At 32.8% G+C, this 19309-nt stretch carries 19 protein-coding genes, 8 tRNA genes and 1 pseudogene; 20 read left to right on the top strand and 8 right to left on the bottom strand.

Features of this window, described 5'->3' with window-relative positions; all coding sequences use genetic code 11:
* Positions 1–63 precede the first annotated feature (63 nt).
* From prsA to KA893_RS02235, 4 genes are all read right to left on the bottom strand, one after another.
* Positions 64–1056, bottom strand: coding sequence for a peptidylprolyl isomerase PrsA (gene prsA, locus KA893_RS02250; RefSeq protein ID WP_011302817.1), 993 nt, complete (start codon positions 1054–1056; stop codon positions 64–66).
* A gap of 220 nt (positions 1057–1276) precedes the next feature.
* Entirely contained in the window at positions 1277–1840 is a 564-nt protein-coding gene (locus tag KA893_RS02245; protein WP_002482894.1) for a DUF3267 domain-containing protein, read from the bottom strand.
* Between the two features lie 204 nt (positions 1841–2044).
* Positions 2045–2419, bottom strand: coding sequence for a YtxH domain-containing protein (locus KA893_RS02240; protein ID WP_002482895.1), 375 nt, complete (start codon positions 2417–2419; stop codon positions 2045–2047).
* 78 nt (positions 2420–2497) lie between these two features.
* Entirely contained in the window at positions 2498–2923 is a 426-nt protein-coding gene (locus KA893_RS02235) for an HIT family protein (protein WP_002482896.1), read from the bottom strand.
* A 128-nt stretch (positions 2924–3051) separates the two neighbouring features.
* Here KA893_RS02235 and ecsA point away from each other — a divergent pair, with 128 nt between their 5' ends.
* Complete coding sequence (gene ecsA / locus KA893_RS02230; RefSeq protein ID WP_002482897.1) at positions 3052–3789, top strand: ABC transporter ATP-binding protein EcsA; 738 nt, start codon at positions 3052–3054, stop codon at positions 3787–3789.
* Complete coding sequence (gene ecsB, locus KA893_RS02225) at positions 3786–5009, top strand: ABC transporter permease EcsB (protein WP_041080112.1); 1224 nt, start codon at positions 3786–3788, stop codon at positions 5007–5009. Before ecsA ends, ecsB begins: the two co-directional genes overlap by 4 nt.
* 62 nt (positions 5010–5071) lie before the next feature.
* Here the strand turns inward: ecsB and KA893_RS02220 are convergent, their stop codons facing one another.
* Complete coding sequence (locus KA893_RS02220) at positions 5072–5575, bottom strand: antibiotic biosynthesis monooxygenase (RefSeq protein WP_002482899.1); 504 nt, start codon at positions 5573–5575, stop codon at positions 5072–5074.
* A gap of 261 nt (positions 5576–5836) precedes the next feature.
* On the opposite strand from KA893_RS02220, the gene hemE reads away from it, so the two are divergent.
* The 14 genes and pseudogenes from hemE (at position 5837) to dfrG (ending at position 12598) form a co-directional block, all read left to right on the top strand.
* On the top strand, positions 5837–6871 hold the full coding sequence (hemE, locus tag KA893_RS02215; protein ID WP_037538155.1) for a uroporphyrinogen decarboxylase: 1035 nt from the start codon (positions 5837–5839) through the stop codon (positions 6869–6871).
* A gap of 85 nt (positions 6872–6956) precedes the next feature.
* Positions 6957–7880 (top strand): ferrochelatase, encoded by a 924-nt coding sequence (gene hemH, locus KA893_RS02210; protein ID WP_002482901.1) that lies wholly within the window; start codon positions 6957–6959, stop codon positions 7878–7880.
* A gap of 17 nt (positions 7881–7897) precedes the next feature.
* Entirely contained in the window at positions 7898–9292 is a 1395-nt protein-coding gene (gene hemY / locus KA893_RS02205; RefSeq protein ID WP_041080110.1) for a protoporphyrinogen oxidase, read from the top strand.
* Between the two features lie 170 nt (positions 9293–9462).
* Complete coding sequence (locus tag KA893_RS02200) at positions 9463–10020, top strand: RBBP9/YdeN family alpha/beta hydrolase (RefSeq protein WP_002482903.1); 558 nt, start codon at positions 9463–9465, stop codon at positions 10018–10020.
* 361 nt (positions 10021–10381) lie between these two features.
* Positions 10382–10455: transfer RNA gene (locus KA893_RS02195), tRNA-Met, on the top strand.
* A gap of 11 nt (positions 10456–10466) precedes the next feature.
* Positions 10467–10542: transfer RNA gene (locus KA893_RS02190), tRNA-Asp, on the top strand.
* 10 nt (positions 10543–10552) lie between these two features.
* Positions 10553–10625: transfer RNA gene (locus tag KA893_RS02185), tRNA-Phe, on the top strand.
* A gap of 22 nt (positions 10626–10647) precedes the next feature.
* A tRNA-His gene (locus tag KA893_RS02180) sits at positions 10648–10723 on the top strand.
* 13 nt (positions 10724–10736) lie between these two features.
* Positions 10737–10810, top strand: a tRNA-Gly gene (locus tag KA893_RS02175).
* Between the two features lie 10 nt (positions 10811–10820).
* Positions 10821–10895 (top strand) — tRNA-Asn (locus tag KA893_RS02170).
* Position 10896: 1 nt separating this feature from the next.
* Positions 10897–10968: transfer RNA gene (locus tag KA893_RS02165), tRNA-Glu, on the top strand.
* Positions 10969–11007: 39 nt separating this feature from the next.
* Positions 11008–11096, top strand: a tRNA-Ser gene (locus KA893_RS02160).
* A gap of 256 nt (positions 11097–11352) precedes the next feature.
* Positions 11353–11791 (top strand): annotated as a pseudogene (locus KA893_RS02155) (carboxymuconolactone decarboxylase family protein).
* A gap of 309 nt (positions 11792–12100) precedes the next feature.
* Positions 12101–12598: a trimethoprim-resistant dihydrofolate reductase DfrG gene (dfrG, locus tag KA893_RS02150; protein ID WP_000868795.1), complete on the top strand. Its 498-nt coding sequence runs from the start codon at positions 12101–12103 to the stop codon at positions 12596–12598.
* 71 nt (positions 12599–12669) lie between these two features.
* Here dfrG and KA893_RS02145 read toward each other — a convergent pair whose 3' ends face one another.
* On the bottom strand, positions 12670–14622 hold the full coding sequence (locus KA893_RS02145) for a hypothetical protein (protein WP_000163792.1): 1953 nt from the start codon (positions 14620–14622) through the stop codon (positions 12670–12672).
* Positions 14623–14628: 6 nt separating this feature from the next.
* Complete coding sequence (locus KA893_RS02140) at positions 14629–14925, bottom strand: hypothetical protein (protein WP_002311824.1); 297 nt, start codon at positions 14923–14925, stop codon at positions 14629–14631.
* 342 nt (positions 14926–15267) lie between these two features.
* Here KA893_RS02140 and menE point away from each other — a divergent pair, with 342 nt between their 5' ends.
* A complete protein-coding gene (gene menE / locus KA893_RS02135) occupies positions 15268–16650 on the top strand; it encodes an o-succinylbenzoate--CoA ligase (protein ID WP_037538157.1) in 1383 nt (460 codons plus the stop codon).
* 19 nt (positions 16651–16669) lie between these two features.
* Positions 16670–17674, top strand: coding sequence for an o-succinylbenzoate synthase (menC, locus tag KA893_RS02130; protein ID WP_041080052.1), 1005 nt, complete (start codon positions 16670–16672; stop codon positions 17672–17674).
* Here the strand turns inward: menC and yidD are convergent.
* A complete protein-coding gene (gene yidD / locus KA893_RS02125; protein ID WP_011302826.1) occupies positions 17664–17915 on the bottom strand; it encodes a membrane protein insertion efficiency factor YidD in 252 nt (83 codons plus the stop codon). The two genes, menC and yidD, sit on opposite strands and share 11 nt — an antisense overlap.
* Positions 17916–17974: 59 nt before the next feature.
* Here yidD and ytkD point away from each other — a divergent pair, with 59 nt between their 5' ends.
* Positions 17975–18451, top strand: a complete 477-nt coding sequence (gene ytkD, locus KA893_RS02120) for an RNA deprotection pyrophosphohydrolase (RefSeq protein ID WP_041080050.1) — start codon at positions 17975–17977, stop codon at positions 18449–18451.
* A complete protein-coding gene (locus tag KA893_RS02115) occupies positions 18435–19226 on the top strand; it encodes an alpha/beta hydrolase family protein (RefSeq protein ID WP_174543878.1) in 792 nt (263 codons plus the stop codon). Before ytkD ends, KA893_RS02115 begins: the two co-directional genes overlap by 17 nt.
* Positions 19227–19309: the final 83 nt, after the last annotated feature.

Raw genomic sequence — 19309 nt, 5'->3', positions numbered from 1 at the left:
CGAAAAAAGTGGTATAGAAATCTAATTGAATAGGTTTCTATACCACTTGATTCATTTATGAAATTATTGTCCAGTTGACATGCCAGCACCACTTTGTTGCATAGATTGTTGTTGCTGTTGTTGTTGCTGCTGTTGTTTGATTTTTTCTGGATCTAATATTGAGTCTTCAATCGCTTTTTTAATATCTCTATCTTTATAATCAACTTTATATTCATCTAATAATTCTTTATAAGCGTCAGTTAAAAGCTTAGGATCTTTTTGAATTTTAGTTTGAATTAATTGTGCTTTTAATTTGCCTTTTTCTTTATCAAAGTCATTTTCTTTATCTGCTTTGATAATATGGTAACCGTAATCTGTTTTAACTACGTCAGATACTTTACCTTCTTTAAGTTTGAATAATGCTTTTTCAAATTTGTCTTCCATTTGACCTTTGACGACATAACCTAAGCTACCATCTTTTTTAGCAGAGGCTTTATCCATTGATTCTTTTTTAGCAATTTCTCCAAATTTATCTGGGTGTTTTTCAACTTCTTTTTGGATTTTTTCAGCTTTTGCTTTAGCTTCTTTATCAGATAAGCCTTCTTTATCATCTTTATTTTCTTTAACTTTAATTAGAATGTGAGAGCCTTTTTTGGTATTTTCTTTAATTTCTTTGTCAGACATACTCACTTTATCATTAAGTAGTTCTTTTTGATAAGCTTGTAATTTTTTCTGTTCTTTATAATCGCCTATAGACATTTTTTGTTGTTTTAACATACTTTCAAATTGATCTTTGCCACCATATTGTTTTTGTTCTTTTTCAACTTCTTTATCAATATCTTTTGTATTTACATCGTCTTTATATTTATCAGCAAGCAATTTGTTTAACATGATTGAGAATGATGTATTAGCAATTTGCTCATCACCCATCTTGTTCATAACATCTTCGACTTTAACGTCGCCAGCTTTTGAAGAAATAATTGTATCTTCTTTTGAATCTGTTGCACTGTTACCACATGCGCCTAATAACAATGCACTAGCTGTAACAGGAAGTAAAACTTTTTTAAATGTTTTCATAGTTGGAAACTCCTTTTGTAAGAATAACAACGTAAATATAACATATTATTGATTATTCACCAATTAGAAACATAATTTCTACGACTATAGTATTAGTGTTTTGTGACTTTTGATATAACTTAATCAAAAAAGAGGTGACATCGTAACCTATTGTTAGATTACTTATGTTCACCTCTGTAATATTTATCTATGCATACAAGTAAATCATTATGAAACAAGACTATACTTTTTTCTCATAATGCGTATTAACTTTATTTAATATATTAATACCTGTTTGATGTTCTTCTATATAATCACCTTCATTTGAAAATAAAATGATTTTTAAATATAGAAAATCCATAACTGAATAACCCATATTTAAAGCAATTAAAAACATCAGATAATGACCGTATTGTGGAAACAGTGTACTGAAATAAGCACAAATTACAGTGATGATTATAACTGGTGTTATTAAATCAAAACAAAAATAATACTTATTTACTGGTGTGTTCACATACGTATTATAAAATGGTATTTTTTTATGCCGTAACAATTTATATTTTTTAAACGATTTATAATATGGAATAAAAAATATGAGGTGAATGGCTTTGTGGATAGGGTACAAAATAACCACGAGTAGTAAAAAGATTAAAAAATATTGATCAGTTAGTTTTGTGTTAGAAAAAAAATAGAGTATTTCATAAGCAAGGAGAAATGTAATAATGGTTGTAACTAAACTTAGAAATGCAATCCTTGGTAATCCAAATCGAGCATTGATATCGATTTGTCTTGTACAGAGATACATTGTTTATTCACTCCTCTTAAACTAAAGTCATATGATATATACTTATGTATTATCTATCTTAATATGTGAAACGTCAAGATATATTCCATCATTTGAGTAGGTAAGTTTATAGCATGCATAAAAGTATTTTCAATTAAAAAACTGTTATCTAGCATTAGTTTAAATGTTAGATAACAGTTCAATAATTGATACTTTAATTAGTGGTTATTTTTCATCTTTATCAAATGCTTTTGAAATTTCTTCACCACGGTTTTGAAGGTTTTCAATATGTGATTGCAAATTCTCAATATTTGGATTGATATCAGATTTGAAATCACCAATCATCGTTTTTACTTCGTCACCGATAGAACTACCGAATTCAGTACTTTCAGTTTTGATTTGTGAAATATAGTTGGCTATGTCATTCACACTTTGCTTAATTGTGTTTATTTCTCTATCTACTTCTGATTCAGCACCAGTTGGTTTTTTAGCACGTGCAGTATTTAGGCTAGAATCTTTTTTATCACGATTCATTAAAGCTACACCGAGGCCAGTTGCAACGCCAGCGCCTAGGCCTAATAATATTTGAGCTGTTTTCATAAAAATTCTCCTCATTTCTAGTAGTATCTCATCCGTTAATATTTTTTATATACCCCATATGTAATAAGGTAAGCATGATTAATCGAATTGAGCGGCTATTTCTTGTGCAATTTCAGCCTTTTGTTCATCGTCGATACTTTCTTCGTGTGTTTCCCATTTATAGCCAAAACCATCGACATCATTTTCATATCTTGGTAGTAAATGGAAATGAAGATGAAAGACAGATTGATCGGCAAATTCACCATTATTCTGTATAATATTGAGTCCATCTGGGTTAAAAGCTGTTTTAATAGCGTTAGCAACTTTTGGCAGTGCGACACCAATATGTTTCATTGTTTCACTGTCAGTTTCAAAAATATTAGCAGATGCTTTTTTAGGGATTAAAAGTGTATGACCCTTGGTAACTTGTGATATATCTAAAAATGCATAGACATATTCATCTTCATATACTTTATGACTTGGTATTTCACCATCTATAATTTTACTAAAGATTGTTTCTGACATAAAATCTTCACTCCTTGTAAGATTGTTATTGCCTATTATAGCATTACTGTATTATTTACGTCAGTTTTTGCAGTAAATTTATGACTAATTAAAGATTTTTGATACAATATATTTTGTGGAGGTGCTATATGACAGTAAAAGTAGAACATTTAACAGGTGGTTATGGAAAACGACCTGTAATTAAAAATATAAATTTTGAATTAACACAAGGTGAAATTGTGGGACTTATAGGATTAAATGGGGCAGGTAAGAGTACAACGATTAAGCATATGCTTGGATTGTTAACACCTATGGAAGGTAACTTGTCTATTTCTGATATAAATATAAAGCAAGATGTTGAAACATATAGAAGAAAGTTATCGTATATACCAGAATCACCAGTTATTTATGAAGAACTAACTTTACAAGAACATATTTATATGACAGCAATGGCATATAATATTAGCAGAGAAGTTGCTATGGAACGTGCGCGTCCATTATTAAAAACGTTTCGTTTAGAAGATGAATTAAATATTTTTCCAAGTCACTTTTCTAAAGGTATGAAACAAAAAGTGATGATTATATGCGCATTTATAGTTAATCCTGAACTATATATTATCGATGAACCATTTCTTGGTTTAGATCCGTTAGGTATTCAATCTATGTTAGATTTGATGGTGGAAAAAAAGCAAGAAGGTCGTACAGTGCTGATGAGTACACATATACTAGCAACTGCAGAGCGTTATTGTGATAGATTTTTAATCATGGATGAAGGAGAAATAGTTGCTTTTGGAAACTTGGAAGAGTTGCGTGCTCAAACAGGGCTAAAAGGTAAGACATTAGATGAAATCTATATCCATGTCACGCAAGGTGGCCAAAATTCATGAAACGAGATGCAGAACAATTATTTAAAACTAGAAAACGTGAAATAAGTAAAGAAAAACAATATTATAATAAATTTATTTTTAATGGTCATTTTTCTTTGTTTTTAGTTATTATGTTAGGTGCATTTATATTAGGCTACGGTGATTGGCTTAAATCAATACCGAAACATATTAATTATTCACTTATTGTTAGTATATTCGTTTCAATAACGTCAATGTTTCCATTACGTACGTTGCTTAAAGATGCAGATAAATTATTTTTATTGCCATTCGAAAGCAATATGAATCACTATATTAAGCAAAGTTTGATTTATAGCTATGTTTCACGTATTGGCTTACAAGTTGTTATTATGATTGTATTATTTCCATTGTTTTATGTGATTAATGACCAGACATTTGGCTTTTATATATTATTTGCATTATTAATGTTAATCATGCCATTTGTAGGCTTATTATTAAAATGGCAATGGTACACGTATAAATTGGAAAGTTGGTCATTGCATACATTACTTTTTATTGTACTTGCATCAGGCTATTATGTGACATTAGATGCCAAATCATTTGCAAGTATCACTTCGATATTAATTATTATAGGCTTAACACTACTACTTCAATATCAAAATAAGCATCAATTGTTTCCTTGGGAAAGAATGATTAAGTCAGAGCAACAACATCATATGAATTACTATAAATTTGTAAATATGTTTACAGATGTCAAACACCTTAAAGAAACAGCGGTTCGACGAAGTTATTTGGATCCTATTTTACGAACTCCTAAGTTTAAGAAATTCAATGAGAATTATATGTATTTATATTTATTCGTTAGGAGCTTCGCAAGAGGGAAAGATGTTTTTAATATAATATTAAGGTTAGTTATTATTGCGCTCATTCTTATGTTTTGGTTGCATCAACCCGTAATCACTTTGATCATAGGAAGTTTGTTTATGTATATTATCTTGCTTCAAATGGCACAATTTTATACACAACAGGCATATGGTTTATGGCCACAAGTTTGGCCAACACCAGAATCAAAAGTGATTAAAGGTTATGAACAATTTTTATATAGATTAATGTTTATGATAGGCATTTTATTTATTATCGTATATGCGATATCTTTCCCATTATACAGTTATTTTGGCTTATTATTCTTAATAGTGGGTTGGTTAACAATTAGAAATGTAATTAAAAAATTAAAATATCAAGAAACGTTATTGCGAGATTAAAAAAACACTGTTTATGTCATTTGCTTTGACATAAACAGTGTTTTTAAGTTCATTACATTAAATCAATTATCATCGATAGGGAATAAATATCTTTCGAAATAACTAGAATGTTGGCCACTAGAACCAAAGAATTGACTTAATGCTAATTTATCAAAATTATCTTTGAAAATAGATGATGCTTTAAAGTCTTCATAAGCCGTTCTACTTTCAAAGCCAAAGTAAATCTTATAAGTTAAACCTTGATCAGGTTTTAGGAAACGATAGCTTCGATAACCCGCAAATTGTTTAAAGTCAGCAGTAATATTTTCTAATCTTTTTTCTAGTTGATAAGCATGATCTTCTGATGTAGGTACAAATATGACCGAATAAAAATAATTTTCATTTAAATCTCCCTCAGCTTTAAGTACATCATAGACTAAAGGTTGTTTTAATACAGAAGTTTGGTCAGTTTCTTCAAGAATGACTGAAGAATCAGACGCTGAAAATTGTAATAAGTTATGGTCAGGATTATTTAGCCTAATCTGGTTTAAGTAACCAAACGTTCCATAAGATGCATAAATTTTCATAAGATTGTCCCCCTTGCTTGGTATATGAAAGTATAAATAACTATTTCACTTTACTATAAAAATATCTACTTTTTCAAATAAATATAAAATAGGCTTTGATAACATTATAATTGATTTTTATTATAAAACAATAGTCAAATAATTAAGCTGTTAAAATGAGACTGTTTGTCTTTTTTATGACATTTTAGAACAATAAAATACGCGTAATTAAGCAATATGGTATTATAGACAAGAATGATTATAATCTAGGAGGATTAAAAGGTGCATAATAAAAACAATACGATCCTAAATATGATAAAAGGCGAGTCGGTTTCGCACACACCAGTTTGGTTTATGCGTCAAGCTGGCAGGTCTCAGCCAGAATATAGAAGATTAAAAGAAAAGTATTCATTATTTGAAATTACACACCAACCAGAACTGTGTGCGTATGTAACACATCTGCCTGTAGATAACTATAATACAGATGCAGCGGTACTTTATAAAGATATCATGACACCTCTACAGCCAATAGGTGTGGATGTAGAAATTAAATCTGGCATAGGTCCAGTGATTCATAATCCAATTAAAACGATACAGGATGTTGAAAAATTAGGACACATTGATCCAAAGAGAGATGTACCTTATGTGTTAGATACGATTAAATTATTAACTGAAGAAAAGTTGAATGTGCCATTGATTGGATTTACTGGTGCGCCATTTACACTTGCAAGTTATATGATTGAAGGTGGTCCTTCTAAGAACTATAACTTTACAAAAGCAATGATGTATAGTGATGAAGCGACATGGTTTGCATTAATGGATCACTTAGTTGAAATGTCTATAACTTATACTTCTGCACAAATAGAGGCAGGTGCACAAATTATCCAAGTATTCGATTCTTGGGTGGGTGCATTGAACGTTCAAGATTATCGCTATTATATTAAACCTGCGATGAATAAATTGATAAGCGGTATTAAGGAGAAGTATAATGTACCTGTTATTCTATTTGGAGTTGGTGCTAGCCATTTAGCAGATGAATGGAACACATTACCTATAGATGTATTGGGATTGGATTGGAGACTATCAATTAAAGAAGCTAGTTCAAGGAACATTGATAAGACATTGCAAGGGAATTTAGATCCATCTCTATTATTGGCACCATGGGATGTAATAGAAGAAAGGCTGAAAGCAATATTAGACCAAGGGATAGCGCATGGCAAACATATTTTCAATTTAGGTCATGGCGTATTTCCAGAGGTGAAGCCCGAAACATTAAAACGTGTGACTACATTTGTACATGACTACACACAGAGATAGTACGACATAAATTTTGACTATCACGAATTACAAATAATTATGTCATATGCATCTAAAAATTATAATACAAAAGGATGATCTTAAAATGACAAAAACAATAGGCCTATTGGTTATGGCTTATGGAACACCATATAAAGAAAGCGATATAGAAGCTTATTATACAGATATTAGACATGGGAAAAAACCTACTGAAGCGGAACTACAAGATTTAAAAGATAGATATCAATTTATTGGTGGTTTATCTCCGTTAGCAGGAACGACAAATAGACAAGCAGAGTCACTTCGTGATGCGCTCAATCAAGCCTATGACGACGTTGAATTTAAACTATATATCGGTTTAAAACACATTCACCCATTTATTGAAGACGCTGTACAATCAATGCATGAAGACGGTATAGATGAAGCTGTTACAGTTGTATTAGCACCACATTATTCTAGCTTTTCAGTTGGCTCTTACAATACACGTGCACAAAAAGAAGCAGATAAATACGGCATCACGTTTAAACATGTTGAACATTACTATCAACAACCTAAATTCATTCAATATTGGACAGAGAAAATCAATGAAACATTAGCAGATATTCCACAAGATGAACATGACAAAACAGTTCTTGTTGTTTCAGCTCATAGTTTGCCAAAAGGCTTAATTGAGAAAAATAACGATCCTTATCCTAATGAGTTACATGAAACTGCTCAGTTATTAGAACAACATTCAAATATTATACATGTAGCTGAAGGATGGCAATCTGAAGGGAATACGGGTACACCTTGGTTAGGACCTGATGTTCAAGATTTAACTCGAGCGTTATACAATGAACATAAATATGAACACTTTATCTATACCCCAGTGGGTTTTGTTTGTGAACATTTAGAAGTACTCTATGATAACGATTATGAATGTAAAGTGATTTGTGATGAATTAGGTGTACATTATCATCGTCCAAAAATGCCAGATACTGATCCGCTATTTATTGGCGCAATTGTTGAAGAGATAAAAAATGTTTATTAAAGGAAGCGTGACTTATTTTGACTAAAAGTATTGCTATTATCGGAGCTGGTATCACAGGTTTATCTAGTGCATATTTTATAAAAAAACAACGACCAGATATAGATGTGACGATATATGAAGCGACTAATCGAACTGGCGGTAAGATTCAAACCTATCGAAAAGATGGTTATACGATTGAATTAGGTCCAGAATCTTATCTAGGACGCAAACAGATTATGACAGACATTGCTAAAGATATTGGATTAGCAGATGAACTTATCACTAATCAAACAGGACAATCTTATATTTATGCTAAAAATAAACTGTTTCCTATTCCAGGGGGATCTATCTTAGGTGTGCCAACTAACCTTAAACCTTTTATTAAAACAAAATTGATTTCGCCTAAAGGTAAATTACGTGCTGGTTTAGATTTATTAAAAAAGCCTATTCAAATAGAACGCGATATTTCTGTTGGGTCATTCTTTCGTGAACGTCTAGGAGATGAAGTCTTAGAAAATTTAATTGAACCTTTAATGGGTGGTATTTATGGTACAAACATTGATGAATTAAGTTTAATGTCTACTTTTCCGGAGTTTAAAGAAAGAGAAGAACAGTTTGGTAGTTTAATTAAAGGTATGCGATACGAAAAAATGCAACGTCAAAAACAACGACAATTATATCCAGGAGCACCAAAAGGCCAATTTAAACAATTTAGGCATGGGCTGACTTCTTTTATTGAAAAATTAACTGATTATGTCGTAAACCAAGGTGTAAAAATCAGATTTAATACACCTATAGATGATATCGTCATCTCACAAACGAATTATGAGCTTGTTGTAGATGATGAAAAAAATATCTACGACAGTGTGCTTGTTACCACACCACATCAAACCTTTATGAAATGGTTTGGTAATGATCCAGCCCTTGATTATTTCAAAACAATGCCATCTACAACCGTTGCAACGGTTGTACTAGCATTTGATGAACAGCATATTGAAAATACCTATGACGGTACGGGTTTCGTGATTGCAAGAACGAGCCAAACCGATATCACAGCATGTACATGGACAAGTAAAAAATGGCCTTTTACTACACCAGAAGGTAAGGTGCTGATACGTGCTTATGTTGGTAAACCAGGTGATACGGTTGTGAAAGATCATTCAGATGAAGAACTTGTAGATATTGTTAAACGAGATTTAACACAAATGATGACTTTTAAAGGCGCACCAGATTTCAGTATTGTGAATCGTTTACCTAATAGTATGCCGCAATATCGTGTGGATCATATGGATAACATATCTGCGATTCAAGCGCATATTAAACATAATTATCCTAGGTTAAGAATAGCCGGTGCTTCATTTGAAGCGGTTGGCCTGCCAGACTGTATTTTACAAGGTAAAAATGCAGTATCAGAATTATTAAATGAATTATAGAGTATATGCGAGTAAAGATACGGAGCGAGGATTTGAAATCTAATACAATTTTGGTTTCTGCCTCGTTTTTTAATTGATATTATTTATGTAGCATTAAAAACGATGACATGCTATATAAATGATAAAATGATATATATATATTAGAAAGTTATTTTTAATGGGGGATTTATATGACGGATATAATTATAGTACATTCAAAACAAGGTGATGCATCAAATCATTGGTATGAATGGTTAGCCAGTAACCTCACGCTAGAAGGTTATAATGTAACTTTATTTAACTTGCCGGTTGATGAAAATGATCATATTGATACTTGGATGAGTAACATGAAAAATCAAATTTGTGTTACTAAGTATGAAACGTTTTTTGTAACGCATGGTTTTGGAACACTCGCAGCTTTAAAGTTTATAGAGAAATCACAAATTAATACTATACAAGGATTATTTAGTATTTCTGGATTCATGGAGGATGTCATACCATTTGTCGAAACCAATCAAATTGAAGACTTTCATATAGATTACGAAAACGTTAAACAAAAAGTAGAGGCATTTTATGGTCTATGTGCCAAAAATGATTCCTATGTGTCTTACAAAGAAACAAAAAGATTAATGGATACGCTTGGAGGGACATGTAAAGTAACTGAATTTGGCGGTCATTTTATGGAAGATGATGGTTTCACGACATTTACACAGCTACAAAGTAAAATGCAAGGCATTATGAGTGAGTAATCGAAATTATTATTGTTATAGATTTATAGTCGAGAAATGGGAGGATAAATTAATTAGTAAAAAGCTTTGTTTGATGTATCAATCATAAAGGACGATAGGTTTTTGTATAAATAAGAAACAAAATATAAAATATTATAGTTATATTCCATTTTTACACAAAATAATTTCTGGAATCCATTGACTATCATGTGAAAAATTTATATACTGAGTAAGTCCTAATTGATACGAGATGTGCAAACATCAATTATCGCATTTGAATTTTAATTTCGAATTAAGTTAATGTTAATTAATTTTAAAAAACGTTGACATTAAGTAAATGTTTATGATATATTAATTGGGTAGGCGTCATAAATATTATTAACGCGGGATGGAGCAGTTCGGTAGCTCGTCGGGCTCATAACCCGAAGGTCGGTGGTTCAAATCCGCCTCCCGCAACTTTTTAAATAGGTCCCGTAGTGTAGCGGTTAACACGCCTGCCTGTCACGCAGGAGATCGTGGGTTCGAATCCCATCGGGACCGCCATTTTTATTATGGTTCAGTAGCTCAGTTGGTAGAGCAATGGATTGAAGCTCCATGTGTCGGCAGTTCGACTCTGTCCTGAACCATTCTTTTAAAGTTTATACTTTGGCGGTTGTGGCGAAGTGGTTAACGCATCGGATTGTGGTTCCGACACTCGTGGGTTCGATTCCCATCATCCGCCCCATAATCGTTAAAGTGCGGGTGTAGTTTAATGGCAAAACCTCAGCCTTCCAAGCTGATGTTGTGGGTTCGATTCCCATCACCCGCTCCATTTTAATTATTCCACAGTAGCTCAGTGGTAGAGCTATCGGCTGTTAACCGATCGGTCGTAGGTTCGAGTCCTACCTGTGGAGCCATGGCCCCGTGGTCAAGCGGTTAAGACACCGCCCTTTCACGGCGGTAACACGGGTTCGAGTCCCGTCGGGGTCATACAAACAGAAGTGAATTATCGCTTCTGTTTTTTTATATGGAGAGTTGTCCGAGTTGGCCGAAGGAGCACGCCTGGAAAGTGTGTAGGCGCCACAAGCGTCTCGAGGGTTCGAATCCCTCACTCTCCGCTAATAATAGATGCCTCGTTATTCTACATTTATTAAAGTGTTGAATAACGAGGTTTTTTATTAGTTTAAATAATGAGTTGAACGAAAATAAAATTAGGGTCTGATTTACAAATCTTGTATATTTATAGCAGATATCCAAAATAAGTTTGTCAACGCTTTAATAGTGGTAAAATATCAACGATTGCAAGTATTATTTTTTATTTTTAATTAATTTAAAGATAAATCACTTCGTTTAAAAAGATATGTAGGTTCATTCATGGATAATCGAATAGACTATTATGAAATCGCAAAAGAAGAACTTGGGTTAATTATGGATTTAGAGAAACAATTGAAAAAACATCGATAGATAGAAAACTACGTGAATTGATTAAAATACGCGTCTCACAAATCAATGGTTGTGCATTTTGTATTGGCATGCATACTGCAGATGCTAGAAAATGAAGGTTTCAGAAGAAGAAATATATTTATTAAATGCTTGGGATGATACGAATGTTTTTTCTGAAAAAGCAAAGTTAGCATTTAAATTAGCAGAAGCAATTACACATATCTCTAAAAATGGTGTGCCAGATAAACTGTATGATGAGGTACGTACATTATTCTCTGAAGAAGAATATACAGATTTAGTATTAATTATTAATCAAATTAATATGTGGAATAGACTATCCATTTCTATGGGTAATCAACACCTTATATAGTAAGTCTTAGAATTAAAGGCATCCAGGCAATTTATTAAGTAGTTCAGTTTTGGAGTACAAAATGACAAAATGTACTTCAAAATGGACTACTTTTTTCATTTTAACTTACATACCAAATTACATACAAAATGATTTATAAAATGCAATTGAAAATGATAATTGAATGAAAATTTGTGATTTTGTGGTATTATGATAATATAACTTATAGAAAAAATTGCTTATTCAACTAACGGGCAGGATAATGAGAAAAGGTTTTTTGATAGAAATAAGAAATTAGATGGTAAATTAGTTAAAAAGGCTGTGTTATAAATGAAAGTTTCTTTGATTGCTGCGATGGATAAGAATAGAGTGATTGGCAAAGAGAATGACATTCCTTGGAGGATTCCCAAGGACTGGGAATATGTTAAAAATACTACAAAGGGACATCCGATAATATTAGGTAGGAAGAACCTTGAATCAATCGGAAGAGCCTTACCTGACAGAAGAAATATTATTCTGACGAGAGATAAGGGGTTTACCTTTAATGGTTGTGAAATTGTTCATTCAATAGAAGATGTTTTTGAGTTATGTAAAAACGAAGAAGAAATTTTTATTTTCGGAGGAGAACAGATTTATAATTTGTTTTTCCCTTATGTTGAGAAAATGTACATCACAAAAATACATCATGAATTCGAAGGAGATACTTTTTTTCCAGAAGTGAATTATGAGGAATGGAATGAGGTATTTGCCCAAAAAGGGATAAAGAATGATAAAAATCCGTATAACTACTATTTTCATGTATATGAAAGAAAAAACTTATTGAGTTAACGGGTGCGTTAATTGAAGAAGAACAGTAAAGATAAAGCACAAGAGCTTGGGATTACTCCAAGCTCTTTTTGTCATTTGAAATAAATTATATCTTTCCAATCAAATTGTTTATCTGTAATCCCTAATCTTTGAGCAGGTGTCAAAACCTTTTTATCCGCTGATTTAAAAGGGCGACAAAAGTTGTAGTAAGTTCTTAGAATTGTAATCGCAAATTGAGCATACTTCGGATTGAAGTTAGCGTAAATATAGCTCTTCTTATCACCACGAGCTGTTGTTAATGGTCTTTCAAGAGATGATATATAACGTCTTATCTGTTGAATAAAGCTATTGGTCGAATGGTCATTAACATTTAATAGCATCTTTGCGATTTCGTTTGGTTCCAGAGCAGATAAATCCGTTCTACAATCAACTGAATAAAATCCTTTATCCTTAGTGGCTAATGGATGTTTGATAGGGTTATCGGCATATTTGCGATATCTTTCTCCATCTTTACTAATAGCCTCTTCGTGGAATTGATGACTTGTTAGTAATTCAGTTAGATAATGAGATGCCAAAGTCCGTAGAAACTTTGTTTTGAATCCTCTGATATCTCCCCAATCGAGCAGTTCTGCTTTTGCTTGTCCGAATTCTTTTAAGCATTGTTTTCTGCTTTTCGTCTTGTTAACTTGGCAAATAAAATGATGTGCATCGCTCAACCTTAATTCTTTCGTGAATACTCTATAAAAGGCGTTTCTAATAGAGAAGTCATCATCACTAATCATTCGCCATTCGTCGGCATTAACCATTTGTTTAATTAACCAATAGTGAGCAGTTGTAGTATAAGGAGCATCAACATTTAAACCATCGACAAATCTACTCCTATTAGTAATTTTCCCTAATTCGTGAAGATAAGCATTCCTATTTTCGCTATCGTTAGCGGATGGTTCTTGTGGATAATAAGACCAATCTAACCTATCATTTTTACGACTAAAAGTATTGAGATGGTCTTCTTTGAATTTTCTTGTATCTTCATTTAATTCATCCATTGAAATATTCCAATCATAGGCAACATCAGAACGGAACACATATCTTGATAAGACCTCAGCAGATACAACTATATACGTTTGCATATTAAGGTCTTCAAACCCCGTATATTTCTTTGAACCTTGTCCTTTCTTACGGACGTTATTTAGGTAGTAGTGCATCTTGTCCGTATTAAGCCACATCTCGTTAAATTTCTTTGTTTGAAGGGGTTGTGTCTCATATCGTTCTAAAAACTCCAAACAACGCCTATACAGCCACTCCAGCTTATGATAGTAGGTTCCAACTCCAATTCCTAAAATATCACAAGTACGACTGACTGAAACCCTTCCAACAACCATCTTAGCGAACATTGGAAGAATGGTGTTCTTTTGTTGGTGATAAGTAGTGGTTTCTTCTCTTTTTGGTAGAACATTAGTGAACTTCTTACACGCCTTACATTGATAGCGTTGAGATTTGCCCCTACTTTTCCCCCTTTTGTAAAATTGCTTCGGCTCATTGAATGGGGTTGATTCTTCTTCCGAGCAGCCTTCTTTATGAAATTGATAATCTGGCTCAACATCTTGGATGCTATTGATTTCTATAAGGCGTTTAATTTCTTCAACAACAGACCAATTAGATAAAGGGGTTACTGTACAGTTTTGCGATACACCTCTGCCAATAGGATTGTCATTGCAGTACATACCTTTATGACCTTTATCTTTGGAACTACCAGTCATTTTATATCGACTTGGTTTCCCTTTTACATCTTTGAATTTGTGCTGTTCTTTCCCAAAATTACAACAAAACGGATTGATGCAGTAATTATATTGAATGGGATATTCAGAACCGTTCCATTTAAAAGACGTTGGCAAGAACAACATTTTGTTATACCTTGTTGCAAATCGTTTTGGAGTTAATAAATCATATTGTTTAGCCCTATCTTTTAATTCTTCGTTTGAAATCGGAATTTTAACATCTACAATTTCATCTTCCTTCGTGGCTAATCTTTTAAGCTTGGTCATTGTCTATCAACCCACTCTATCTTTGATACCCATTTTTTCAACAATCCGCTTATTACTTCGCTTGTTGGCAATCCATTCAATAAACTTCTTATCGTCTAAAATGTTCAATAAGAATTCATCCACTGCTTCGCTTTCAGTACGCTCTGCATATTCAGCGTATTGCTTAACTATCACCCTTACTTGCTCTGATATTTCCCAATCCACAGACTTAGCGTTCTTATTTTTTGGCTCAAGAAATTGCATAGGAAAATGCACCCCTTTTTGCTTAGTAAATTGTAACCATTTTAACACACCAATTTGCATTCCTACAATAATTATTTCACGTTCGCATTTTTATATACATTTTAACTTACATTTTGTGGTGTAAATTAACAACAAACGTTGATTTAACAATAAAAAACGAGTATCAAATTCAGTTGCAATTTGATACTCATTTAGGTTTACATTTTCACTTTTTGTACTCCAAAACTGAACTACTTAGGCAATTTATGGATGCTTTTTTATTTTGTGGTCATCGGGGTAATGTTAACGTGTTTACCTTTAATTATAACATTTGAGTTTAATAGATTATTTGTTGTTGATGTGCAGACACTGTTAAATAAGACTAAACACGTTATAATGAGTATGAGATGGAGGAATGATGAAGTGGATTTTTGGTTAAAACAACAGGCGCAACAAAAGGGTGAACATATATTTATTGATGATGGTGAAACGCAAGTCACGTTTGCGACAATGTACGACAGAGCTTCAAAACTTGCTTGTACTTTACATCAGTTAAATAAAAAGAGAATAGGCTTTTATATTGATAATACTATTGAATCTGTTTTGCTTATTAATGCTGCTTGGCTGGCAGGGATTGAAGCAGCTATGATAAATACTCGGTTAACTCGAAATGAGATGATAGCACAGATGGATTCAATAAATGTTGATACAGTAATTTCCATGCATGATCTTGAATTAGAACATATTCAAGTTGTGCCTTTTAATGAGCTTATTTCAGTTAATAATGATAAGTATTTTGAAGAGATATTTTCATTAACGCGTATAGCATCTATTATGTTTACATCCGGTACTACAGGGCCACAAAAAGCAGTGCCGCAAACATTCAATAATCATTTGGCGAGTGCTCTTGGATGTCGAGAAAGCTTGGGCTTTAATGAGAAAACAAAATGGTTATCTGTGTTACCGATATATCATATTTCAGGATTAAGTGTCGTATTACGTTCATTAATTGAAGGCTTCACATTACGGTTAGAATCAAAATTTAATACGGAGCAAATGTTAAATATCATAAAAAATGAAGCGCCAACGCATGTATCGCTAGTGCCACAAACATTAAAATGGTTAATGGATGCTGGATTACACCGTCCATTCTATATTGAGAAAATACTGTTAGGTGGGGCTAAGCTTTCTCGTAACTTAATTCAACAAGCTTTAAGCTATGATTTACCAATATATAATTCGTTTGGCATGACAGAGACATGCTCGCAATTTTTAACGGCGACACCTGAAATGCTTGAACATCGATTTGATACTGTTGGCAAACCGAGTAATGATGTTGAAGTTAAAATTAAATCACCTAATATAGATGGACATGGAGAACTATTGATTAAAGGTAAAAATGTAATGGATGGTTATCTTTTTCCTAAAGTAAAAATGGATACATTCGAAGACGGTTATTTTAAAACTGGTGATATAGCGGAAATAGATGAGGAAGGCTACGTCATGATATACGATCGTAGAAAAGATTTAATTATTAGCGGTGGTGAAAACATATACCCATTTGAAATAGAATCTGTAGCCAAACAATTCCCTAATATCGAAGATGCTATGTGTATCGGTGTTGAGGACGATACTTGGGGTTCAGTACCTTATCTGTATTATGTTGCAAATAAAGATATCGCAGAAGAACAATTAACTGTGTTTTTTAAAGAAAAACTTGCAAAATATAAAGTACCTAAACAATTTCAACGAGTATCTCGTTTACCTTACACGTCAACTGGTAAACTTCAAAGAACGCGTTTATAATCTTAACTAAGGAGTACATATGAAAATAGTTAACATGCATTTGTATGATTATAATGCAAAATTTAAAACACCTGTCATTACCCCTAAAGTAAAAATGAATACGCGCAAAGCGCTTTTCGTTGAATTAATAACAGATAAAGGTAAATCATATTTTGGTGAAAGCAATGCGTTTGAAACGAATTGGTATGCAAATGAAACAATAGAGGATGTAAAACATTTTTCAAAACTATGGTTTCAACAGGTTCAGGGTAAAACGTTTCATTCTTTTTTAGAAATTCAAGATGCATTAACGCAATTATCTAATTATCCTGCAACACGTAGCATGTTGGTGATGGCTTGTTATCAAATGTTTCATGTTTTAGAATCATTGAATGTGCCTTATGGCGCGACAGTTAATGGCATGACTTCAAGAAATTTTCAACAACTTGTTCAAACGCAACCGCAACGCGTAAAGCTTAAATGGAATGCTGATATCTTAGATGATGTGGAAAAGGTGTCACAATTAGCTTTTCGACCTGATATAGCCATCGATGCGAATGAATCATTAAGCAAAGTAGATTATGATAAATTAAAAACACTAAGTGAAGCGCAAATATTATATATTGAGGAACCTTTTAAGTCACTACAACATTTAACACATTTTGAAAAAAATGAACTACCACCCGTTGCGATTGACGAGAAAGCGACATCTAAATCACTTATTTCACAAGCTATTAATGATTTTGGCATTGATGTCGTTGTGTTAAAACCATTTAGATTGGGTGGCATAGATAAAGTGATGGATTTGATAAAAATGCTCAATACTCTAGATGTGAAAATCGTGATAGGTGGTATGTATGAATATGGCCTAAGTAGGTATTTTACAGCGATGTTAGCACAATATGCTGATTATCCTAGTGATATTACACCAGAAGGTTATTACTACGAGGTAGATATGATTAATCAGGCAGGTATATTAAAAGGAGGCTCAATTTATTTTGAGCCTCCAGTGGTAAATCATAAGATATTGAATTTTATTTGTTAATGTTTTTATCTTTTTTATGCTTTGTTTTCTTTAGCGGTACGGGATCAAAGCCACCTTTATGAAGCGGGTGACATTTTGAAATTCTTTTAATACCTAACCATGTGCCTTTGAAGGGACCATACACTACTATGGCTTCTCTAGTATATTCAGAACAGGTTGGATAAAAACGACAAGTTGCAGGGGTTAATGGTGATATAAAGCGTTGATATATATGGATAAGTCCTAGAAATATAGTTTTCATAATTTTGCCTCCAACAAAAATCTTAGCATAGCTAGTTTAACATAATAAGGGGAAGAGTGATGTATGTGAAGTTTAAAGACAAAGAAAATGACGATGTGTACCTAACATTTAAAAAGAAAGCAGATTATGCCAACGGTAATCATGTACTTATAATCCCTAAATATAAGGGTAGCTTGTTATTCACAAAACATAAAATACGTGGTATTGAATTTCCGGGTGGTAAAAGAGAAAAAGGTGAGGCGAGTGAAACTGCTGCAGCACGAGAAGTCTTTGAAGAAACTGGCGCAACGATTAAATACTGTGAATACATAGCGCAATATAAGGTTGATCGTCAAATTGGAATGTCCTTTACTAAAGATGTCTTTATGGTGGAGATAGAAGCTATCACTGAGCAACCAGATTATTTTGAAACGGATGGACCACTATTGTATAAATCATTATCTGAGATTCCAGAAGATAAAAAAAGTTACTTATTGAAAGATCCAGCAATATTACAATGTTTAGAGAGAGTGATTGAACTTGGATTTTATTCATAAAAAGAGAATGCCGGTTGAATCAAATAGCCATATATTTGATGAAGTAATCTATAGAGTAGATCATTTAAATGTTAAGGGGCTGCTGATGACACCTCATGCAAAAGTGCAGAGAATTGTTTTATATTTACGAGGTGGTAAAGGGCAAGTAGGTAAGGTGAGAACGGGAAGATTGATGCAATTTGCGGATGAACATACATTGGTCTTTGGACCTTATTATAGAGGTAATAATGGTAGCGAAGGCAAAGATGAGTTTTATGGTTCGGATCTGCATGACGTTACAGTTGCGATACGTTTGTTAAATCAAAAGTACCCTGGTATTCCCATTCACATGATTGGTTTTTCTAGAGGTGGACTTCAAGGTTTATTAACATTTCAAGATTTACCGGTGACGAGTTATATTATTTGGGGCGGTGTCTCAGACATAAATCTGATGTATGAAGAACGCGTTGATTTAAGGGGAATGCTTAAACGTATGATTGGAGATCCTAAAAAGAATATAGAAGCTTATAAACAACGTGATGCTATCGCTCAAATTAAAAACACAAGCCCGCCCATATTTATAGTTCATGGGGGTAAGGATAAACAAGTAGGTATTCATAATGCTTACTATTTAGTGGAACAACTTGAAAAGATTGGTGCGACATTTCGTACTTATTACCAAATGTCGGAGGGACACGTACCAAGACCATTTGCGCTCAAAGATACGCTACTGGCAATTAAACAGTGGATGGATGATGTTGAACAGAACAAGCTTAAAAACCAATATGATAGATAAGATGTTATAGATATAAAGTATTTACAAATAAAAAGTAGCCATGTAGTTTTCTATTGTAATAGAAGACTACATGGCTACTTTTC

This window comes from Staphylococcus sp. GDY8P126P (assembly GCF_017891965.1).
Taxonomy (GTDB): Bacteria; Bacillota; Bacilli; order Staphylococcales; family Staphylococcaceae; genus Staphylococcus; species Staphylococcus saprophyticus.
The sequence above is the reverse complement of the archived record's forward strand: the minus strand, read 5'-3'. Positions and strand labels throughout refer to the sequence as shown.